This is a genomic window from Stutzerimonas stutzeri (genome assembly GCF_009789555.1).
Taxonomy (GTDB): Bacteria; Pseudomonadota; Gammaproteobacteria; order Pseudomonadales; family Pseudomonadaceae; genus Stutzerimonas; species Stutzerimonas stutzeri_R.
In genome coordinates, this window is record NZ_CP046902.1 from 4,550,411 (window position 1) to 4,568,412 (window position 18,002).

Below are 18,002 nucleotides of genomic sequence, written 5' to 3' on the forward strand. Positions count from 1 at the left end.
TGATTGCTCCTTGGGACAACATCAGTCGGGTCAAACGATCGGTTGCGAGCCTTCGCGGTCAGGCGCATCGCTGTGAGGTATCTGCGCCACGGGAATCAGCGATGGGCCGGCCGGCGCTTTTCGGCGCTTGGCGCGTTTGTTCTGCAGAATCAGCGGCGGGCATTTGCCGTCGTTGTGGTAGGTCATCTGGCAATCCAGGCAGTAGTGGCACTCGTTGGCATTGATGTGCCCATCCGGATGGATGGCCTGGATCTCGCACTCCCTGGCGCAGAGCTGGCACGGGTCGCCGCACGCCTTGCGCCGCTTGAGCCAGTCGAACAGGCGGAACTTGCTGGGGATCGCCAGCGCGGCGCCCAGCGGGCAGATGTAGCGGCAGTACAGCTTGCGGGTGAAGAGGTTGATCACCAGGAGCGCCACGGCGTAGGCGACGAACCACCACTGGCGGTCGAACTTGAGCGTGATGGCCGTCTTGAACGGCTCCACTTCGGCTGCTTGTTCGGCCATCGTCATGGATTCCAGGGAAATACCGAACAGCACCAGCAGTACGATGTATTTGATCGCCCATAGCCGCTCGTGCACGGCGAAGGGCAGTTCGTATTGCGGAATTTTCAGCCTGCGCGCCGCTTCGTTGATCAACTCCTGCAGCGCGCCGAACGGGCACAGCCAGCCGCAGAAAACCCCGCGCCCCCAAAGCAGGATGCTCGCGGCGGTAAATACCCAGAGGATGAAAATCACCGGATCGGTGAGGAACAGTTCCCAGCGAAAATCCTGGATCAGCGCGTGGACGAACGTCAGCACATTGACCACCGACAGCTGCCCCAGCGCATACCAGCCGATGAACACCACGGTGAAGACCAGGTAGCCACGACGCAGCCAGTGCAGGAAGCGCGGGCGGCGGGTGAAGGTGTCCTGCAGGAACAGGATGACGGTCAGCAGCAACAGTGCCGCCAGAATCACACCGATCTGGAAAGACTTCTGATACCAGACGTTGACCCAAAGCGGCCGGTTGGCTTCTTCGGCAGCGGCCAGCTCCTCGGCGGTCGGCTGCGGCCGCTCGAGGTACTGTTCCGGCATCTGATAGGCCAGTTCGAAACTGGTGAACATGCCGCTGATCGGCCCGGTCTGACGGCGTACCAGCAGCTCCAGCGTCCACGGCGAGCCAGGATCGAAGGCCGCATGCGCACGCACGATGAACACCGCCATTTCGCTGAAGTCCGGCATGCCTTCGGCGTAAACGTCGTCCAGACGCTGGAAATCCATGTCGCGGAAGCTGATGACGTTGCCGGACTGGCGCAGTTGTACCCGATCGAAAATACCTCCGCGGACATAACCCGACCCCTTGAAGGAGTAGTCGCCGCTGGCCATGACAGCGATGGCGTGCTCGCCCGGCTTCAGCGCCTGCCGGAGATAGCGGTACTGGTTGTCGCCCAGCAGCGTGCGGCCAATGGTTGGCGGGTCGAGGTGGGTGACATACAGATCGATGAAGGTCTCGTCGACTTGCCCGGGCGCAGCCTGGTCGACGCTTTCGGCTTCGGTGCCCTTGAAGGCCTGGTCGATGGCCCCCCTGGTCAGGTGCAGACGACGGATCGCGCCATTGCCGGTCAGCTCGCTCCAATTGGCAGGCTCGTAATAATCCTCGCGCACGGTGGCAGGCTTGCGCGCCAGACCGACGGTGCCATCTACCAGGCCCAGCGACAGCGCGACTTCATGGGCGGCACGCATGACCACCTCGTTGACCACCATCACCGTGACCGTGGCGCCGGTAACCGCATCGATGGTCACGGCGCGGTCGTCACTGGAGCGGCCGACCACGACCCGCTGATCGACCCGGATACCGCCGTACCGGGCGGTGAACGCGTGCAGCTTCTCTTCCGGGATGCCAATCAGCAGGATCGGCTCATGGTGCTCGAGCACATAGGCGTCGACGATCACACCCTGCGGATCGAGCAATACCTGCAGGTTGATCGGCTTACCGGAATAAGCCGGGATGTCCACCACGTCGATCGTCTGGAAGGCATAACCGAGTACATCCCGGCCCCTGGTCAGCGTCCGAACCCGGTAATCGCCCTCAGGCGCCGAACGCTCGGCATCGGGGAAGAACCGCTCGATGCGTTGCTGCGCGACGGCGTATTCCTCGGCCCGCAGCGTGACGAAGCTCAACATCAGCGCCAACAGCAGGACGAAGCCAAGCTCCCACGCACGCCTGGCGCCAACCGCGAGAGAGAGACGGGACTTCATGAGCTACCCACTTCAACGACTGAATGTGGGGCGATGGTAGGGAGCGGCCCTGGGCTACTCCTTGATGGCAATCAAGCTTGGCCGGCGGCGGTTATTTCGTTGAGCCCTGTCAATGATTCAGGGGGCGGAGCGCCGGTCCAGGCATCACCTGCACCGGCCTCGGCACGAGCACCGGACTCAGCGACGACCTGGCGGGGTGAGATACGCCGCGGTGGCGCCACGGGTGGCTTCGCTGGCCTTGATTTCCATGCGTGCGATGCTGCGCAGGTGTACCTGATCCGGTCCGTCGGCGAAGCGCAGGGAACGGCCGCCGGTCCACATGTCCGCCAGCGGCGTGTCCGGGGTCAGCCCCATGGCACCGTAGACCTGCATGGCACGGTCGATGATGCGCGTCTGCATGCCCGGCACCAGCGCCTTGATCATCGCGATTTCCTTGCGCGCCGCCTTGGCACCGACTTCGTCGATCATCCAGGCAGTCTTGAGCACCAGCAGGCGCGCCTGTTCGATCTCGATACGCGATTCGGCGATCCAGTCACCGATGTTGGCGTACTGCTGCAGGTATTTGCCGAATGTCTTGCGCTCCTGGCACCGCTCGACCATCAGCTCCAGCGCCAATTCGGCCATGCCGATCGAGCGCATGCAGTGGTGAATCCGCCCCGGTCCAAGCCGGGCCTGGGCCATCATGAACCCCTCCCCCTCGCGCCCCAGCAGATGGCTGGCCGGGACCCTTACGTTGCGCAACAGCAGTTCGCAATGGCCTTCGGGGGCAAGGTGATTCATCACTGGAATGTTGCGTACCCGCTCCACTCCGGGGGTGTCGAACGGGACCAGGATCATGCTTTGCTGATGATGGGTATCGGCATCCGGGTCGGTCTTGCCCATCACGATCAGCAGTTTGCAGTTCGGATGCGAAGCGTTGGTGATGAACCACTTGCGACCGTTGATCACGTAGTCGTCACCGTCGCGGCGAATCAGCGTCTGGATGTTGGTCGCATCGGACGAGGGAACGTCCGGTTCGGTCATGGCGAACGCCGAACGGATGCGACCTTCGAGCAGAGGGGTCAGCCAGCGCTCGCGCTGCGCCGGGGTGGCGAACAGGTGCAGCAATTCCATGTTGCCGGTGTCCGGGGCGTTGCAGTTGAACACCTCCGATGCCCAGTGCACCCGCCCCATGATTTCGGCCAGCGGGGCATATTCCAGATTGCTCAGTCCCATACCCGGCTCATCATCGCCGAGCGAGGGCAGGAACAGGTTCCAGAGGCCTTCGGAGCGCGCCAGCGCTTTAAGGTCCTCCATGAACGACACCGGGTATCGACCCGCATTGACCTCTTCGTGCCAGGCACCGATACGCGGGACGATGTACTGGTCCATGAATACGCGAAGCTGCTGGCGCAAGGCTTCGACGCGCGGGCTGTAGGCAAAGTGCATGGCAAAAACCTCGGCTGCTCGGAGGGCGGGATGCGCCCACGATAGCCCTGCGAGCAGGCTCTGCAAACGAGGCTCAGAGCGCTGAATCAGCCCTCATCACCAGGCCGCCAAAACCCGGCGACATTGATCCCGGTCATCGCCAGCCGGACGCCGATGCACTAGCGACCCTGTGAGAGACGAGCGCCGGGAACAGGCGTGCTGCCGTCACCCATGGATGTAGAACATCCCCTTGGCCAGCAACACGATGCCGATCATCTGGGCGAAGATCGCCCAGTGGATGCGCCGGTAGCGAGCGGGTGTCATGCGCCCGCTGCGCAACAGCATGGCGACCAGGCCGAAGGTCAGGAACACGCCGACCGCCAGGCCAATCTTCAACCAGAGCAGGGTCGCGAAACTGCTGCCCAACGGACTGGCCAGTGCCTGACGGTGATACCAGGCAAGACCGATGCCCGCCCCGTAGACGAACAGCACGACCCCGTGCAGCACCACACGCAGCCGAGCCCCGACGGCCCGGTCGACCCGCTGCATCAGCTCCGGTTCGATCTGCTGGCGCACGCGAGCGAGCACCACTACCTCGACGAACAGGGTGCCAATGAAAAAGATGGCCGCCAACAAGTGGATAACATGCAACAGCGGATAGCTCATCGCGACTCCCTCGGTTGTCCCGGCAGGCAGCCTAACAGGGCCACCCGCGCCTTGAACCGCTACGGTCAGTGATTCAGCGCAGTCAGGCTGGCGCCTTCACGTCGCACCTGTTGCCCGACGACGAGCCCGCTCGCCGAGGTTCGCACGCGCGACCGGGAGCCCTCCTCGGTTTCGACGGTATACAAGGTGTGCTCCAGGCCCGCCGCCTTCTGCACACCCTGGCCGACGAAATAGCCCATGCCGCCCCCAACCAGGGCGCCGACGGGCCCGCCGGCCGCCGCTCCCAGCATGAACCCGGTGAGACCGCCAAAGCCGCCACCTACCGCTCGGTCCTGGCGAACCTGCACCACCTCATCGGCATTGACCGCCGTGCTTGCCAGCAGCATTGCGCCTGTCATCCAAGCGACTAGATTGTTCATGTGAAGCTCCTTGAAGGGTTGTGATTTCCCATTAGCCCAATCAGGAAGCGTGCCGACTTTTTATCTTTTATAAACAGTAACTTGAGCACTCAAAGGTTATTTTAACCCTCTTGGAGCAGGTTTTTATCACCGTCGTAACGGTAATTTATACCCTGATAGCGTTTGCCTCATGACAGCGGAGCCAGCCAAGCATGATTGCCTGCAAACGAGCCTATGAGCCGAGCGAAGCCAGCGACGGTTATCGCGTGTTGGTCGATCGCATCTGGCCAAGAAATCTCTGCAAGGAGGCGTTGCCGCTGGATGGCTGGCCGAAGGACCTGGCGCCTTCGACCGCGCTGCGCCGGATCTTCAAGGCTGGCGAGCTGGGCTTCGACGCCTTTCGCGAGCGATACCGCAGGGAACTGGCCAACCACCCGGAGCACTGGTGGCCGCTCTTGGATATCGCCGCCCAGGGGCCGCTGACGCTGATCTACGCGGCTCGCGACCCGCAGCAGAACAATGCGCGGGTATTGGCCGAATGGCTGCAAGAGGAGCTGGAGCGGCATGGCGCCCCAGCATCGCCAACATGTTATGCCGGCGAGCGGATCACCTGAGCGCTAGTGCTTGCGGTTGACCGTCAGCGCGGCACGAATCACATCGGCACCGATATCGGCCTCGTAGGACTGCCAGACCGGCATCATCTTCTCGCGCCACGCCTGGCGCTGCTCAGGCGTCAGGGTGATCAGTTTGCTGCTGCCACTGGCCAGGATCCGCTCACGGTCGCGCTGGTTGAGCGCCGCGGCTTCCTGATTGACCGCCTGGGTCACCTCCAGAATGATGCCTTCAAGCTCCGAGCGGACCGCGAATGGCATGCTCATCCAGAACTTCTGGCTGGTCACCAGCATGTAGTTGAGTACGCCGTGGTTGCTCTCGGTGATGAACGGCTGGACCTGGTGCATGTTCTGGCTGGCAATGTTCGACCAGGGATTCTCGGCGCCCTGCACGACACCGGCCTGCAGCGATTTGTAGACATCGGCGAAGGGCAACACCACCGGCTTGGCACCGACCGCCTTGAACTGCGCCTCCAGTACCGACGACGGCTGCACGCGAAAGGCGAGCCCGCCGGCATCGTCTGGCAGGCGCAGCGGCTGGGTCGCGGACATCTGCTTCAAGCCGTTATTCCAGTAGGCCAGGCCATAAATGCCCGAATCAGCCATCGAGCGCAGCAATTCGCGGCTCATTTCGCGCTTCTGGAAGCGCTGCACCGCCGCCTGGTCGTCGAACAGGAACGGCAGATCGAAGACCTGCAGCTTCTTGGTGTACTGACCAAACTTGGACAGCGAAGGTGCGAGAATCTGAACCTCGTTATCGAGCAGCGCCTGCATCTCGTCGGCATCGCCGACAAGGGTCGAGTTGGGATACACCTCGACCTTCACCTTGCCGGCCAGGCGCTCATGGGCCAGCTTCTGGAACAGCAATGCCCCTTTGCCCTTGGGCGTGTCATCGGCCACCACGTGGGCAAACTTGATGACGAAGGGCTCTCCCTCGGCCGCGACGGCCGGGACACTCAACCCACACAGGACTACGACCAGCACAGCAACACAAGACTTGAACATCTGACCCCCAACGGGAAAAGCCCGAAACCGGCGCCTTGTGGGCACCGTCCGAGTGGTTTATCGATCGCGACAGGATTCGGCTCGCGCGAATGCGCGGCCCATCCATTCTTTTCGAATGACCTGCTCTACCTGGCAACGCAGTGCCGGCGGCTGGCCTTTATTGGAATGAGGATCGTGAAGAGACCGATGCCAGAACGGAATCACACGAAGGGGAGAGTCTTGGCCATCGACGCACGCGATACAAGCGCAGGAAACTCCAACCAGCTCTCAAAACAGCCTATTGCGTGCGTCGGATCGGCAGAACTTTCTCACCGAATGTCGCTTCTACTGGCAACCAGTTGCCACGGCCGATGCCATGAACTCGCCCCTTTCGCTACCCGAACCTATCGACTGCCTGATCGTCGGCGGCGGCCCCGGCGGGCTGACCGCCGCGCTCTATCTGGCCCGCTTCCGGCGTAGTTGCCTGGTGGTGGACGCCGGATCGAGCCGGGCCTCCTGGATCCCGCGCTCGCACAACTATCCGGGCTTTCCGCCGGGCATCAATGGCAATGCGCTGCTGGTGCGGCTGCGCGAGCAAGCCAGCGGATACGGCGCGAGGCTCGAGCACGGCCGGGTCGATCACATCGAGCCGCATGCCGACGGCTTCACCGTGCGCTACGACGACCAGACGTGCGTCGCGCGGCGCATCATCCTGGCCACCGGCATCGAAGACACCTTGCCGGACATGCCCGACGTCGACCAGGCCATCGCCGACGGCAAGGTGCGGCTGTGCGCGATCTGCGACGGCTATGAGGTCAACGGTGACAACGTCGCGGTGTATGGCGAAGCGGAATGCGCCATCAGTCACGCGGTGTTCCTGCGCACCTTCACCGACCAGGTCACGGTGGTGGTCCATGGCGAGCAGGACGCCTGTGACCAGGCCATTGCGCTGGCCGAGCATTACGACGTGCGCCTGATCAGCGACCGGGTCGAAACGCTGCGCCCCTGCGAAACCGGTATCGAGATGACCACCTGCGGCGGCCAGACCCATCACTTTGACATCATTTACCCCAGCCTCGGCGCACGGTTCCGTTCGGATCTGGCCCACCAGCTGGGCGTGGCCTGCGATGAACAGGGAGGGATTCGGGTAGACGACCATCTGCAGACTTCCCTGCGCGGACTCTACGCCATCGGTGACGTGACCCTGGGGCTGAAGCAGATGAGTGTCGCCATCGGTCAGGCCGCACAGGCCGCCACCGCCGTGCACAACAGCCTGGAGCCCAAGCCCTGGGGCGGTTCGGAGGCGACGCGCTGAACCGCAGGGACGCGCCTACGCAGCACCGTCACTGCAACGGCCCAACGGCATTGACGGTCTAGGCTCAATACACGCCCTGTTGGTTTCTGGAGCCTGTCATGTCGCTCAGTGTCTTCGACCTGTTCAAAATCGGTATCGGCCCGTCCAGTTCACACACAGTGGGGCCCATGCGCGCCGCGCTGCGTTTCGTCGAAGGGCTCAGGGACGACGACCTGCTGGCGAGCACCGAACGCATGAAAGTCGAGCTGTATGGCTCGCTCGGCGCCACCGGCAAGGGCCACGGCAGCGACAAGGCGGTGATTCTCGGCCTTGAAGGCGAACGCCCCGAGACGGTCGATACGGCATCGATTGCACAACGCATGGCGGCCATCCGTGAATCCCACGAACTGCGCCTGCTGGGTGAGAGAAGCCTGCGTTTCGATATCAGCAGCGATCTGCTTTTCATCCGCAAGCCGCTGGCCTTCCACCCCAACGGCATGGCGTTTCGCGCGTTCGATGGCGCCGGACTGCAACTGCGCAGCCGCGAGTACTACTCGGTAGGGGGCGGTTTCGTCGTCGATGAGCAGGTGGCCGGCAGCGACCGCATCGTCGAGGACCGCACCCCGCTGCCCTACCCCTTCCATAGCGCCGCCGAGTTGCTGGCGCTGTGCAGCGAGCATGGATTGTCCATCAGCCAGCTGATGCTGGCCAACGAGGCGGCCTGGCGCCCGGAAGCAGAAACCCGCGCGGGGCTGCTCGACAAATGGAAGGTCATGCAGGACTGCGTCGCCGCCGGCTGCCGCACCGAAGGCGTGATGCCCGGCGGGTTGAAGGTGCAGCGCCGGGCGGCTCGCCTGTATCGCCAGCTCAGCGAACACCCGGAAGCTAACCTGCGCGACTCACTCAACGTGCTCGACTGGGTCGATCTGTACGCATTGGCGGTCAACGAAGAGAACGCCGCCGGGGGCCGGGTGGTGACCGCGCCTACCAACGGAGCGGCGGGCATCATCCCGGCGCTGCTGCACTATTACGTACGATTCATCCGTGGCGCCAACGACGACGGTGTGGTGCGCTTCCTGCTCACGGCGGCGGCAATCGGCATCCTTTACAAGGAGAACGCGTCCATCTCCGGCGCCGAGGTCGGTTGCCAGGGCGAAGTCGGCGTGGCCTGCTCGATGGCCGCCGGCGCGCTGTGCGAAGTGCTCGGCGGCACGCCGCGACAGGTGGAAAACGCGGCCGAGATCGGCATGGAACACAACCTCGGGCTGACCTGCGATCCGGTCGGCGGGCTGGTCCAGGTGCCGTGCATCGAGCGCAACGCCATGGGTGCGGTCAAGGCAATCAACGCCGCGCGCATGGCGTTACGCGGCGATGGCAGCCACTTCATCTCGCTCGACAAGGTGATCCGCACCATGCGCCAGACCGGTGCCGACATGAAGAGCAAATACAAGGAAACCGCGCGCGGTGGCCTGGCCGTCAATATCATCGAATGTTAAGACAGACGTGGCCGATCATCGTCGTGGCCTAAACAGCGGCAATCGGCATCGACACCCTTTATCATCCTCTCGGCAGTACGCCTTGCGCCCGACTGAATTCGCAAGACAGGTCTGCTGTCTTCTCTCCATGCCGCCATAAGAACAACTGCCGGATCACACCGCCGAGGACTCGATGAGCACCACCCTTGACCCGTCTACGCCCAAAAATACCTCGCTGATCAGAAGCACACTGAAGTTCCCGGTGGTCGGCATCGGTGCGTCGGCGGGCGGTCTCAAGGCGTTGTTGACGCTGTTCGAGCACATGCCGAACGACTGCGGCATGGCCTTCGTCGTGATCATGCATCTGTCGCCCAAGCATGAAAGCAATGCCGACAAGATCCTCCAGAACGTCACCCGGATGCCCGTTCTGCAGATCACCCAGCCGGTGCCCATCGAGCGCAACCATATCTACGTGATCCCGCCGGCGATGGATTTGTCGATGAACGACGGCTACCTGCGCCTGCTCAAGCCCACCCGCGAACGCGGTCCGCAAGTGGCCATCGATCTGTTCTTCCGCGCGCTGGCGGACGTTCATCACAGCCACGCGGTGGGCATCGTATTGTCCGGCAGTGGTTCGGACGGATCGGTGGGGCTGGCGCGCATCAAGGAGCAAGGCGGCATCACCCTGGCCCAGACGCCGGAAGATGCCGAGTACGATTCGATGCCGCGCAGCGCCATCGAAACCGGGATGGTGGACATCGTGCTTCCGGTCGTCGACATGCCGCAGCGACTGGTCGAGCTGGGGCGAAACCTGGAGGCACTGCTGGCGCGCAAGGAGCCGCTGCCGCCGTTGAGTGACAGCGAACAGGCCGGAGCCGCCCAGGGCGAAGTCGAATATGCCCAGGCCCACGCCCAGTCCAAACCCAACGAGCTGGCGCTGCGCGAGATTCTCGCGGCGCTGCGCGCGCGCACCGGCCACGACTTCCGGCATTACAAGCAGGCGACCGTGCTGCGCCGTATCGAGCGGCGCATGCAGGTCAATGCGCTGCGCGACATGCCCACCTACGCCAGGTTTCTGCAAAGCCACCCCGAGGAGACACCGGCCCTGCTGGCCGACATGCTGATCGGAGTCACGAACTTCTTCCGCGACCGGGAAGCCTTCGAAGCGCTGGAACGCGACATCATCCCCTCGCTGTTCGAGATGAAGATCGGCGCAGAGGACAAGGCGTTGCGCGTCTGGTCGGCGGCCTGCTCGACGGGCGAGGAGGCTTATTCCCTGGCGATGCTGCTGGCCGACCAGTCCGCGGCCAGCGGCGCCAGGGAGAAGCTACAGATACAGGTATTCGCCACCGACATCGACGACCGTGCCCTGGAAACCGCGCGCGCCGGTGTCTATCCGCAAGCCATCCTGACCGACGTGACGCCACCACGGTTGCGACAGTATTTCATCAAGGAGCAGAACCACTACCGGATGCAGAAGGAACTGCGCGAACGCATTCTGTTCGCGCGCCACAATATTCTGCGCGACCCGCCGTTCTCGCGGCTGGACATGATCTCCTGCCGCAACCTGATGATCTACCTGGACCGGGACATCCAGCTCGAAGTGCTGCGCATGTTCCACTTTGCCCTCAACCCGGGCGGCTACCTGTTCCTCGGCAGTTCGGAGACCGCCGACGCCTGCAGCCAGCTGTTCACGCCGGTCGACAAGAAGAACCGCATCTATCGGGCCAGGGAAGTCAGCGCCTCCCTGCGCCGCGCCCCGACAGGGCCATTCCAGGGCGCGGCCCTTACCACCCCGATCCGGGTGCCCCCTAGCGAGCCGTCCAAGCGCAACAGGAAGTTCTCCTTCGCCGACGTTCATCAGCGGGCCCTGGAGCAGTACGCGCCGCCGAGCGTGATCGTCAACCAGGAGGCCGAGATCGTCCACATGTCCGACCGGGCCGGACATTTCCTGCGTTATGTCGGCGGCGAGCCCTCGCTGAACCTGACGGCACTGGTGCACCCGCAGCTGCGGCTCGAACTGCGCACCGCGTTGTACCAGGCCACGCACACCGGCAAGAGCGTCGAGGCGCGGCGGGTGAAACTCGAGCGCGACGGGCGTGCCTTCTACGTCAACATGGTGGTTCGCCCGTTCCGTGATAACGAGGCCGGCAGCGATTACATGCTGGTGTTGTTCGACGAGGTGGAAGACTGCATGGGCAGCAACGTCGTGGAGGACAGCAGTGCCAAGGACAGCGTGCTCACGCAGCTGGAGGCCGAGCTGCAGCGGACCAAGGAGCAACTGCAGGTCACCATGGAGCATTCCGAAACCTCGACCGAAGAGCTGCGCGCCTCCAATGAGGAATTGCAGGCCATCAACGAGGAGCTGCGCTCGGCCACCGAGGAGCTGGAAACCAGCAAGGAAGAGTTGCAGTCGATCAACGAGGAGCTGACCACGGTCAATTTCGAACTCAAGACCAAGGTCGACGAAACCAGCAAGATCAACGATGACCTGCAGAACCTCATCTCGTCGACCGACATCGCCACCCTGTTCGTCGATCGCGCCATGCGCATCAAGTGGTTCACCCCGCGTACACGCGACATCTTCAACGTGATCGGCAACGACGCGGGACGATCGCTGATGGACATCACGCACCGCCTCAACTACCCGCAGTTGCACAAGGATGCAATCAAAGCCTTCGAAGAGCTGCGCCTGGTAGAGCGCGAAATCAGCAACCTGAACGGGGATCGCTGGTACCTGGCGCGCTTCCTGCCGTACCGGACGCTGGACGACCGCATCCAGGGCGCTGTGCTGACCTTCATCGACATCACCGACCGCCGCCGCGCCGAGGAACAGGTGCGCGCCGGCGAGGCCCACATGAAGCAATTGGCGCAGAGCACCAAGGGCTACGCCATCATCACGCTGGATTGCGAGGGGCTCATCACCACCTGGAACCGCGGCGCCGAGCACATCTTCGGTTACAGCGAGCAGGAGGCCATCGGCCAGCCGGTCGAGATGATCTACACCGAGGAGGACCGCCTGGCCGGGGTGCCTGAAGCCGAGCGCACGCGAGCACTGGAGCAAGGCCAGGCGGCGGACGAGCGCTGGCATGTGCGCAGGGACGGTACGCGGTGCTTCTTCAGCGGCCTGGTCAATCCGTTGGTGGACAATCAAGGCACGGTCACCGGCTTCGCCAAGATCGCTCGCGACCTCACCGAAGACCGCCAGCGCAGTTCCGAACAGCAAACCGAGCTGGAGAACATCCAGGCCTCCAACCTGCAGAAGGACCAGTTCTTCGCGGTGTTGTCGCATGAACTCAAGCACCCGCTGAACCTGATCCAGCTCAACAGCGATCTGATCGCCCGCTCGCAGGCCGCGAAAAACTCACCCAGCCTGCGCAAGGCAACCCAGGCGATCCAGAACGCGGTCCGCAGCCAGTCGCGGATCATCGACGACCTGATGGACGTCTCGCGCATTCGGACCGGCAAGCTCAAGCTGCACTTCTCGACGCTGAATTATCAGGACGTGCTACGCGGCATCGAGGCGGTATTCGCGCCGCTGGCTCAGGCGGAAAACGTCACGTTCGAATCCTTCAAACCCGACCAGCCCATCTATGTGCACGCCGACCCCACACGCCTGGACCAGATCATCTGGAACCTGCTCAACAACGCCTGGAAATTCACCAAAGGCGGCGAGCGTATCTGCATGCAACTCGAACGCGAAGGCGACCAGGCGCGGCTGGACGTCATCGACACCGGGGAAGGGATAGCCGCGGATTTCCTGCCCAAGGTGTTCGACATGTTCGGCCAGGCCGAGATGCAGCATGCACAACGCTCCAAGCATGGCCTGGGGATCGGCCTGGCGCTGGTCAAGCAACTGGTCGAGGCGCATGGCGGTCGTATCGACGCCTTTTCCGAAGGGCTTGGGCGCGGCGCGCGCTTCAGCGTCTGGCTGCCGATTCATCTGCAGACCGAACTCGAGCTCAGTGAACTGGCCCAGCATGACGCCCCAGGCGGGCTGGCGGGAATCAGGATTCTGCTGGTCGATGACTCACCGGACATTCTCGACACCATGCGCGAGCTGCTCGAAAGCGAGGGTGCCCAGGTCACCACCGCCAGCGGCGGCGCGCAAGGCATCGAGCAGGCCGAGGCCACGCGCTTCGACGTGATCGTGTCGGATATCGGCATGCCGGTGATCGACGGTCACCGGATGATGACCGAAATACGCAAAGGCACCACCAACGCCCACACGCCGAGCATCGCCCTGACCGGCTACGGCACGCTGCGCGACGTGGAGAAGGCGAAAACCGCGGGCTTTACGCTGCACCTGCGCAAGCCGATCGATCTGCAGGCGCTGATCGGCGCGGTGACCCAGGCGGTGCACTGACGCCAGTGGCCGGCAGCCGATCCGCACGGCCCGTGCGCCGATGATCGACATGCGCCGCGGGGCATGCATCCGCGGCGTCTCAAGCCTCCTTGCCGATCCCGTAGTCGCGCAGCTTGTTGGCGATGGTGGTATGCGAGACGCCCAACCGCTTGCCCAGCTGGCGGCTGCTCGGGTACTGCTGGTAAAGGGCCTCCAGCACCGCCTTTTCGAAACGTCCGACGATGCCTCCAAGGTCGCCCTCGAGCGAAAATTCGCCCAGGGGTTGCGGTGTGCCGTAGTCCGGCAAGCGAATGTGCTCGGGCTTGATCACGCCGCCCTCGCACAGCGAAACCGCCTGAAACAGCGTGTTTTCCAGTTGCCTTACGTTGCCCGGCCAGTGATAGGCGGCCAGCCGCTCCAGCGCTGGCGGCGACAGGCTCGGCAAGGCGCACCCGATCTGCCGGCTGGCCTGATCGAGAAAGTGCAGCGCCAGCGGCTCCAGCCCGTCCAGGCATTCGCGTAGCGGCGGGATGTGCAGCGACAGCACGTTGAGTCGATGGTAAAGGTCCTGACGGAATTCGCCCCTGGCGCAAAGCTCGGACAGATCCAGTTGCGTCGCGCAGATCACCCGTACGTCCAGATAGACCTCTTCGTCGCTGCCCACCCTTCGGAAGCACCCGTCCTGAAGGAAACGCACGAGCTTGGCCTGCAGCCGCGTGCTCATTTCGCCGACGCCGTCGAGGAACAGCGTACCGCCAGCGGTCAGCTCCAGCAGACCCAGCTTGCCTTCGGGCCGAGCGCCTTCGAAGGCGCCGGGGCCATAGCCGAACAACTCGGTCTCGGCCATGGATTCAGGCAGGCCGGCGCAATTGAGCGCCATGAACGGTGACTGCCCGCGCGGGCTGGACAGGTGACAGGCCCGCGCCAGCAACTCCTTGCCCGTACCGGTCTCGCCCTCAATCAGCAAAGGCGCGTCCAACGGCGCCATGCGCCGGGCCTCACGGACCACCGCCGCCATGACTTTAGAACTCTGGAAAATACTGTCGAAGCCTCGCAGCTCCTGCTTGCGCACGTTATAGATACGCTCGCCGACGCGGTCGGCACGGTGCAGTGTCAGGACGGCTCCGGCCAGTGCTTCGCTGTCGTCATGTTCCGATTGCAGCGGTGCGATGTCGGCGAGGAACACGTCCCCCTTGATGGTCACCCGCAAGCCGTTGATGCGCGCCTTGTTGGCACGCACCAGCTCCGGCAGATCGAAGTCCTCGGCGTAGCGCGACAGGCTCATGCCGGGCACCTCGTCGACCCGCACCCCGAGCAACTGCGCCGCCGCGCGGTTGGCGGCGACAATGGCGCCGGCCATATCGATGGACAGCACCGGAAACTCCAACGCGCCGAGCAATGCATTGAGTTCCAACGAGTGTCGTTCGCTGGGCATCAGGCCGACCTTGCGCACCTCGAACACGCCTTGCAGCGCTTCTATTTTCGGCCGCAGGGCCTGCAGTTGCAGATTCATCAGGTTCGGGCAATGCAGGTAAACGGCATTGCCGTGCTCACCACCAACCTCGCCACGCGCCACGTTGATGCCGTAATCGACCAGCAGTTCGAGCATGTCCCGGAGGATGCCGATGCGGTTCTGGCACAGGATTCTGATTCGCATGCGAAAAGCGCCTGTCTTGTTGTTATGGTCCGGCGATTTTTCTACCGATCGCCGCGAATGTTCGTAAAGATTATTTGACAGCTCAGCCTGCGGGCAAGGCGATCATCACGCTGCCGTACCGATTCGTCATCTTTTCGTTACGCGCCGGACGGCACAAGGCGGCTCCACGCCTTGGCGGCGCTCTACTCAGCGCGCGTGCCGCGCGTTCAGATGAGGCATCCATAACGACAAGAACCACGCGGCCATCCCGCCCAGGAGGTCAGATGAAAACCACCCGATACGTCGCCCGCGAACCGGATGCACAAGGCCGAATCCACTATCCGGACGCTGAGCATGCGGTCTGGCAAACCCTGATCGAACGCCAGCTGAAACTGCTCGATGGCCGCGCTTGCCAACCCTACCTGGACGGCATCGAACAGCTCGCACTGCCCCGCGACCGCATCCCGCAACTGGACGAAATCAACCGCGTGCTGCGGGCCACGACCGGTTGGCAGGTGGCGCGGGTGCCGGCACTGATCCCCTTCCAGACCTTTTTCGAACTGCTGGCCAGCAAGCGCTTCCCGGTTGCCACCTTCATCCGCACCCCGCAGGAGCTGGACTATCTGCAGGAGCCGGACATCTTCCACGAGATTTTCGGCCACTGCCCGCTGCTGACCAATCCCTGGTTCGCCGAATTCACGCACACCTACGGCCAGCTCGGCCTCAAGGCCAGCAAGGAAGAGCGCGTCTACCTCGCGCGGCTGTACTGGATGACCATCGAGTTTGGCCTGGTGGACACACCGGCCGGTCGCCGCATCTACGGCGGCGGCATCCTCTCCTCGCCGAAGGAAACGCTGTACTGCCTCTCGGATACACCCGAGCACCAGCGCTTCGATGTGGTCGAAGCGATGCGCACGCCGTATCGCATCGACATCCTGCAGCCGGTGTACTTCGTCCTGCCGGAGCTCAAGCGGCTGTTCGACGTCGCGCATGAAGACATCATGGCCCAGGTGCGCACCGCCATGCGGCTGGGGCTGCATCAGCCAAAGTTTCCGCCTAAAGCGGCGTAGGGAATGCTTCGCCGTGTTGCACCCAGGCCGCGCGCGGTGGGGTGAAGCCCACCGATGCCCTCAAGGTCTCTGCGAATCGCGTGCGAAGCAAGCCGAACGGTGGCGTGAAGGCAGAGCGCCGCCCGGGCTACCCTAAGGCTGACGACCCGCCACCGACCATTCACCGAACGACAGAAGGATCAACCATGACCGCCCTGACCCAAGCCCACTGCGAAGCCTGCCGCGCCGACGCGCCGAAGGTCTCCGATGACGAACTGGCCGAGCTGATCAAGCAGATTCCAGACTGGAACATCGAGACCCGTGACGGCCACATGGAGCTGGAAAAGGTCTTCGCCTTCAAGAATTTCCGCCATGCCCTGGCCTTCACCAACGCCGTCGGCGAGATCGCCGAAGCCGAGGGGCATCATCCCGGCCTGCTGACCGAATGGGGCAAGGTCACCGTCACCTGGTGGAGCCACTCGATCAAGGGCCTGCACCGCAACGACTTCATCATGGCCGCCCGCACCGATGACCTGGCCAAAACCGCCGAGGGCCGCAAGTGAAGCATTTCGGGAAAGTGGCACGGGTCCCGGGCGACCCGATTCTCGGGCTGCTCGACGCCTATCGCGCCGACCCGAACCCGGCCAAGCTCGACCTCGGCGTTGGCGTCTACAAGGACGCCCTGGGCCTGACGCCGATTCCCAGGGCCGTGAAGCAGGCCGAGCAGCGGCTGGTCGACAGTGAGCAGACCAAGAGCTATATCGGCGGCCATGGCGACCCGTTGTTCGGCGAGCAGATGCTGCGCCTGGTCCTTGGCGAAGGTTCGCCGGCACGGGTCCAGCACCGCGCCGGGTGCACCCAGACACCCGGCGGCACCGGCGCGCTGCGGCTGGCCGGCGACTTCATCGCCCGATGCCTGCCGGGACGAAGCCTGTGGCTCAGCGACCCGACCTGGCCCATCCACGAGACCCTGTTCGCCGCGGCCCGGCTCAGGGTCGAACACTACCCCTACGTCAACCCGGACAACCAGCTCGACGTGCCCGCCATGCTCGCCACGCTGGAGCGGATTCCCAGCGGCGACGTCGTGTTGCTGCACGCCTGCTGCCACAATCCCACCGGCTACGACCTGAGCCAGGACGACTGGCGCGAGGTGCTGGAAATCGTCCGCCAGCGTGAGCTGCTGCCCTTGTTCGACTTTGCGTATCAGGGCTTTGGCGACGGTCTGGAGGAAGACGCCTGGGCCGTACGCCTGTTTGTCGAGGCATTACCCGAGGTGCTGATTACCAGTTCCTGCTCGAAGAACTTCGGCCTTTATCGTGAACGCACCGGCGCGCTGATCGCGGTGACCGCCACTGCTGATTCGCTGGTCGACGTGCGCAGCCAGTTCGCCTCGGTCGCGCGCAATCTCTGGTCGACGCCGCCGTCTCACGGTGCCGCCGTGGTGGCGACGATCCTGGCCAATCCCGAACTGAGCCAGCTCTGGCAACAGGAGGTCGCCGCCAAGCGCGAACGCATCGCCGGGCTGCGTCAGGGGCTGGTCGAGGCCCTTGCGCCCTACGGGCTCGCCGAGCGTTTCGCGCACATCGCGCGGCAGCGCGGGATGTTCTCCTACACAGGTCTCACCGCCGAGCAAGTGCTGCGCCTGCGCGCCGAGGACGCGGTGTACCTGGTAGAAAGCGGGCGGGCCAATATTGCAGGCCTCGATGCCGAGCGCCTGGATCAACTGGCTCAAGCGATCGCACGGGTCACCCAATAACCCGAGCCGCCGCTTGCACGCGGAAGGGCCAACAGGCCGGCCCGCTGCAGCGAGGCTCGGGCCGGGCCTACCGAAGGCTCCGGTGACGGCCGGCCTTCAGCTTCCCCTGGCGAAGCCGTTACCCTTCGGCCATCGGAATCCCA

The 18,002-nt window shown here is 63.8% G+C and carries 13 protein-coding genes; 7 read left to right on the plus strand and 6 right to left on the minus strand.

The features are described 5' to 3' along the window. Window positions 1–30: 30 nt before the first annotated feature. From nosR to GQA94_RS21225, 4 genes are all read right to left on the minus strand, one after another. On the minus strand, window positions 31–2,238 hold the full coding sequence (gene nosR, locus GQA94_RS21210; protein ID WP_158189869.1) for a transcriptional regulator NosR: 2,208 nt from the start codon (window positions 2,236–2,238) through the stop codon (window positions 31–33). A 177-nt stretch (window positions 2,239–2,415) separates the two neighbouring features. Next, window positions 2,416–3,666, minus strand: a complete 1,251-nt coding sequence (locus GQA94_RS21215) for an acyl-CoA dehydrogenase family protein (RefSeq protein ID WP_158189870.1) — start codon at window positions 3,664–3,666, stop codon at window positions 2,416–2,418. A 204-nt stretch (window positions 3,667–3,870) separates the two neighbouring features. Next, window positions 3,871–4,311, minus strand: a complete 441-nt coding sequence (locus GQA94_RS21220) for a CopD family copper resistance protein (RefSeq protein WP_158189871.1) — start codon at window positions 4,309–4,311, stop codon at window positions 3,871–3,873. A gap of 65 nt (window positions 4,312–4,376) precedes the next feature. Beyond that, a complete protein-coding gene (locus GQA94_RS21225; RefSeq protein WP_158189872.1) occupies window positions 4,377–4,730 on the minus strand; it encodes a hypothetical protein in 354 nt (117 codons plus the stop codon). 191 nt (window positions 4,731–4,921) lie between these two features. Here GQA94_RS21225 and GQA94_RS21230 point away from each other — a divergent pair, with 191 nt between their 5' ends. After that, window positions 4,922–5,323: a DUF488 domain-containing protein gene (locus tag GQA94_RS21230; RefSeq protein ID WP_158189873.1), complete on the plus strand. Its 402-nt coding sequence runs from the start codon at window positions 4,922–4,924 to the stop codon at window positions 5,321–5,323. Window positions 5,324–5,326: 3 nt separating this feature from the next. Here the strand turns inward: GQA94_RS21230 and GQA94_RS21235 are convergent, their stop codons facing one another. Then, the gene (locus GQA94_RS21235; protein ID WP_158189874.1) at window positions 5,327–6,325 is read right to left on the minus strand and encodes a TRAP transporter substrate-binding protein; all 999 of its coding nucleotides are present in this window, start codon (window positions 6,323–6,325) and stop codon (window positions 5,327–5,329) included. 355 nt (window positions 6,326–6,680) lie between these two features. Between GQA94_RS21235 and GQA94_RS21240 the strand changes: the two genes are divergently transcribed. From GQA94_RS21240 to GQA94_RS21250, 3 genes are all read left to right on the plus strand, one after another. Then, window positions 6,681–7,619, plus strand: coding sequence for an NAD(P)/FAD-dependent oxidoreductase (locus tag GQA94_RS21240; RefSeq protein ID WP_158189875.1), 939 nt, complete (start codon window positions 6,681–6,683; stop codon window positions 7,617–7,619). A gap of 98 nt (window positions 7,620–7,717) precedes the next feature. Continuing rightward, window positions 7,718–9,094 (plus strand): L-serine ammonia-lyase, encoded by a 1,377-nt coding sequence (locus GQA94_RS21245; RefSeq protein ID WP_158189876.1) that lies wholly within the window; start codon window positions 7,718–7,720, stop codon window positions 9,092–9,094. 172 nt (window positions 9,095–9,266) lie between these two features. Further along, the gene (locus GQA94_RS21250) at window positions 9,267–13,439 is read left to right on the plus strand and encodes a CheR family methyltransferase (RefSeq protein WP_158189877.1); all 4,173 of its coding nucleotides are present in this window, start codon (window positions 9,267–9,269) and stop codon (window positions 13,437–13,439) included. Window positions 13,440–13,518: 79 nt separating this feature from the next. On the opposite strand, the gene GQA94_RS21255 is transcribed toward GQA94_RS21250, so the two are convergent. Further along, on the minus strand, window positions 13,519–15,075 hold the full coding sequence (locus GQA94_RS21255) for a sigma-54-dependent transcriptional regulator (RefSeq protein WP_158189878.1): 1,557 nt from the start codon (window positions 15,073–15,075) through the stop codon (window positions 13,519–13,521). A gap of 263 nt (window positions 15,076–15,338) precedes the next feature. Here GQA94_RS21255 and phhA point away from each other — a divergent pair, with 263 nt between their 5' ends. From phhA to GQA94_RS21270, 3 genes are all read left to right on the plus strand, one after another. Then, window positions 15,339–16,124, plus strand: coding sequence for a phenylalanine 4-monooxygenase (gene phhA, locus GQA94_RS21260; RefSeq protein ID WP_158189879.1), 786 nt, complete (start codon window positions 15,339–15,341; stop codon window positions 16,122–16,124). A gap of 185 nt (window positions 16,125–16,309) precedes the next feature. After that, window positions 16,310–16,666 carry a 4a-hydroxytetrahydrobiopterin dehydratase gene (locus tag GQA94_RS21265; protein WP_158189880.1) on the plus strand — a complete coding sequence of 119 codons (357 nt, stop codon included), beginning with the start codon at window positions 16,310–16,312 and terminating at the stop codon, window positions 16,664–16,666. Next, complete coding sequence (locus GQA94_RS21270; RefSeq protein WP_158189881.1) at window positions 16,663–17,859, plus strand: amino acid aminotransferase; 1,197 nt, start codon at window positions 16,663–16,665, stop codon at window positions 17,857–17,859. Before GQA94_RS21265 ends, GQA94_RS21270 begins: the two co-directional genes overlap by 4 nt. Window positions 17,860–18,002: the final 143 nt, after the last annotated feature.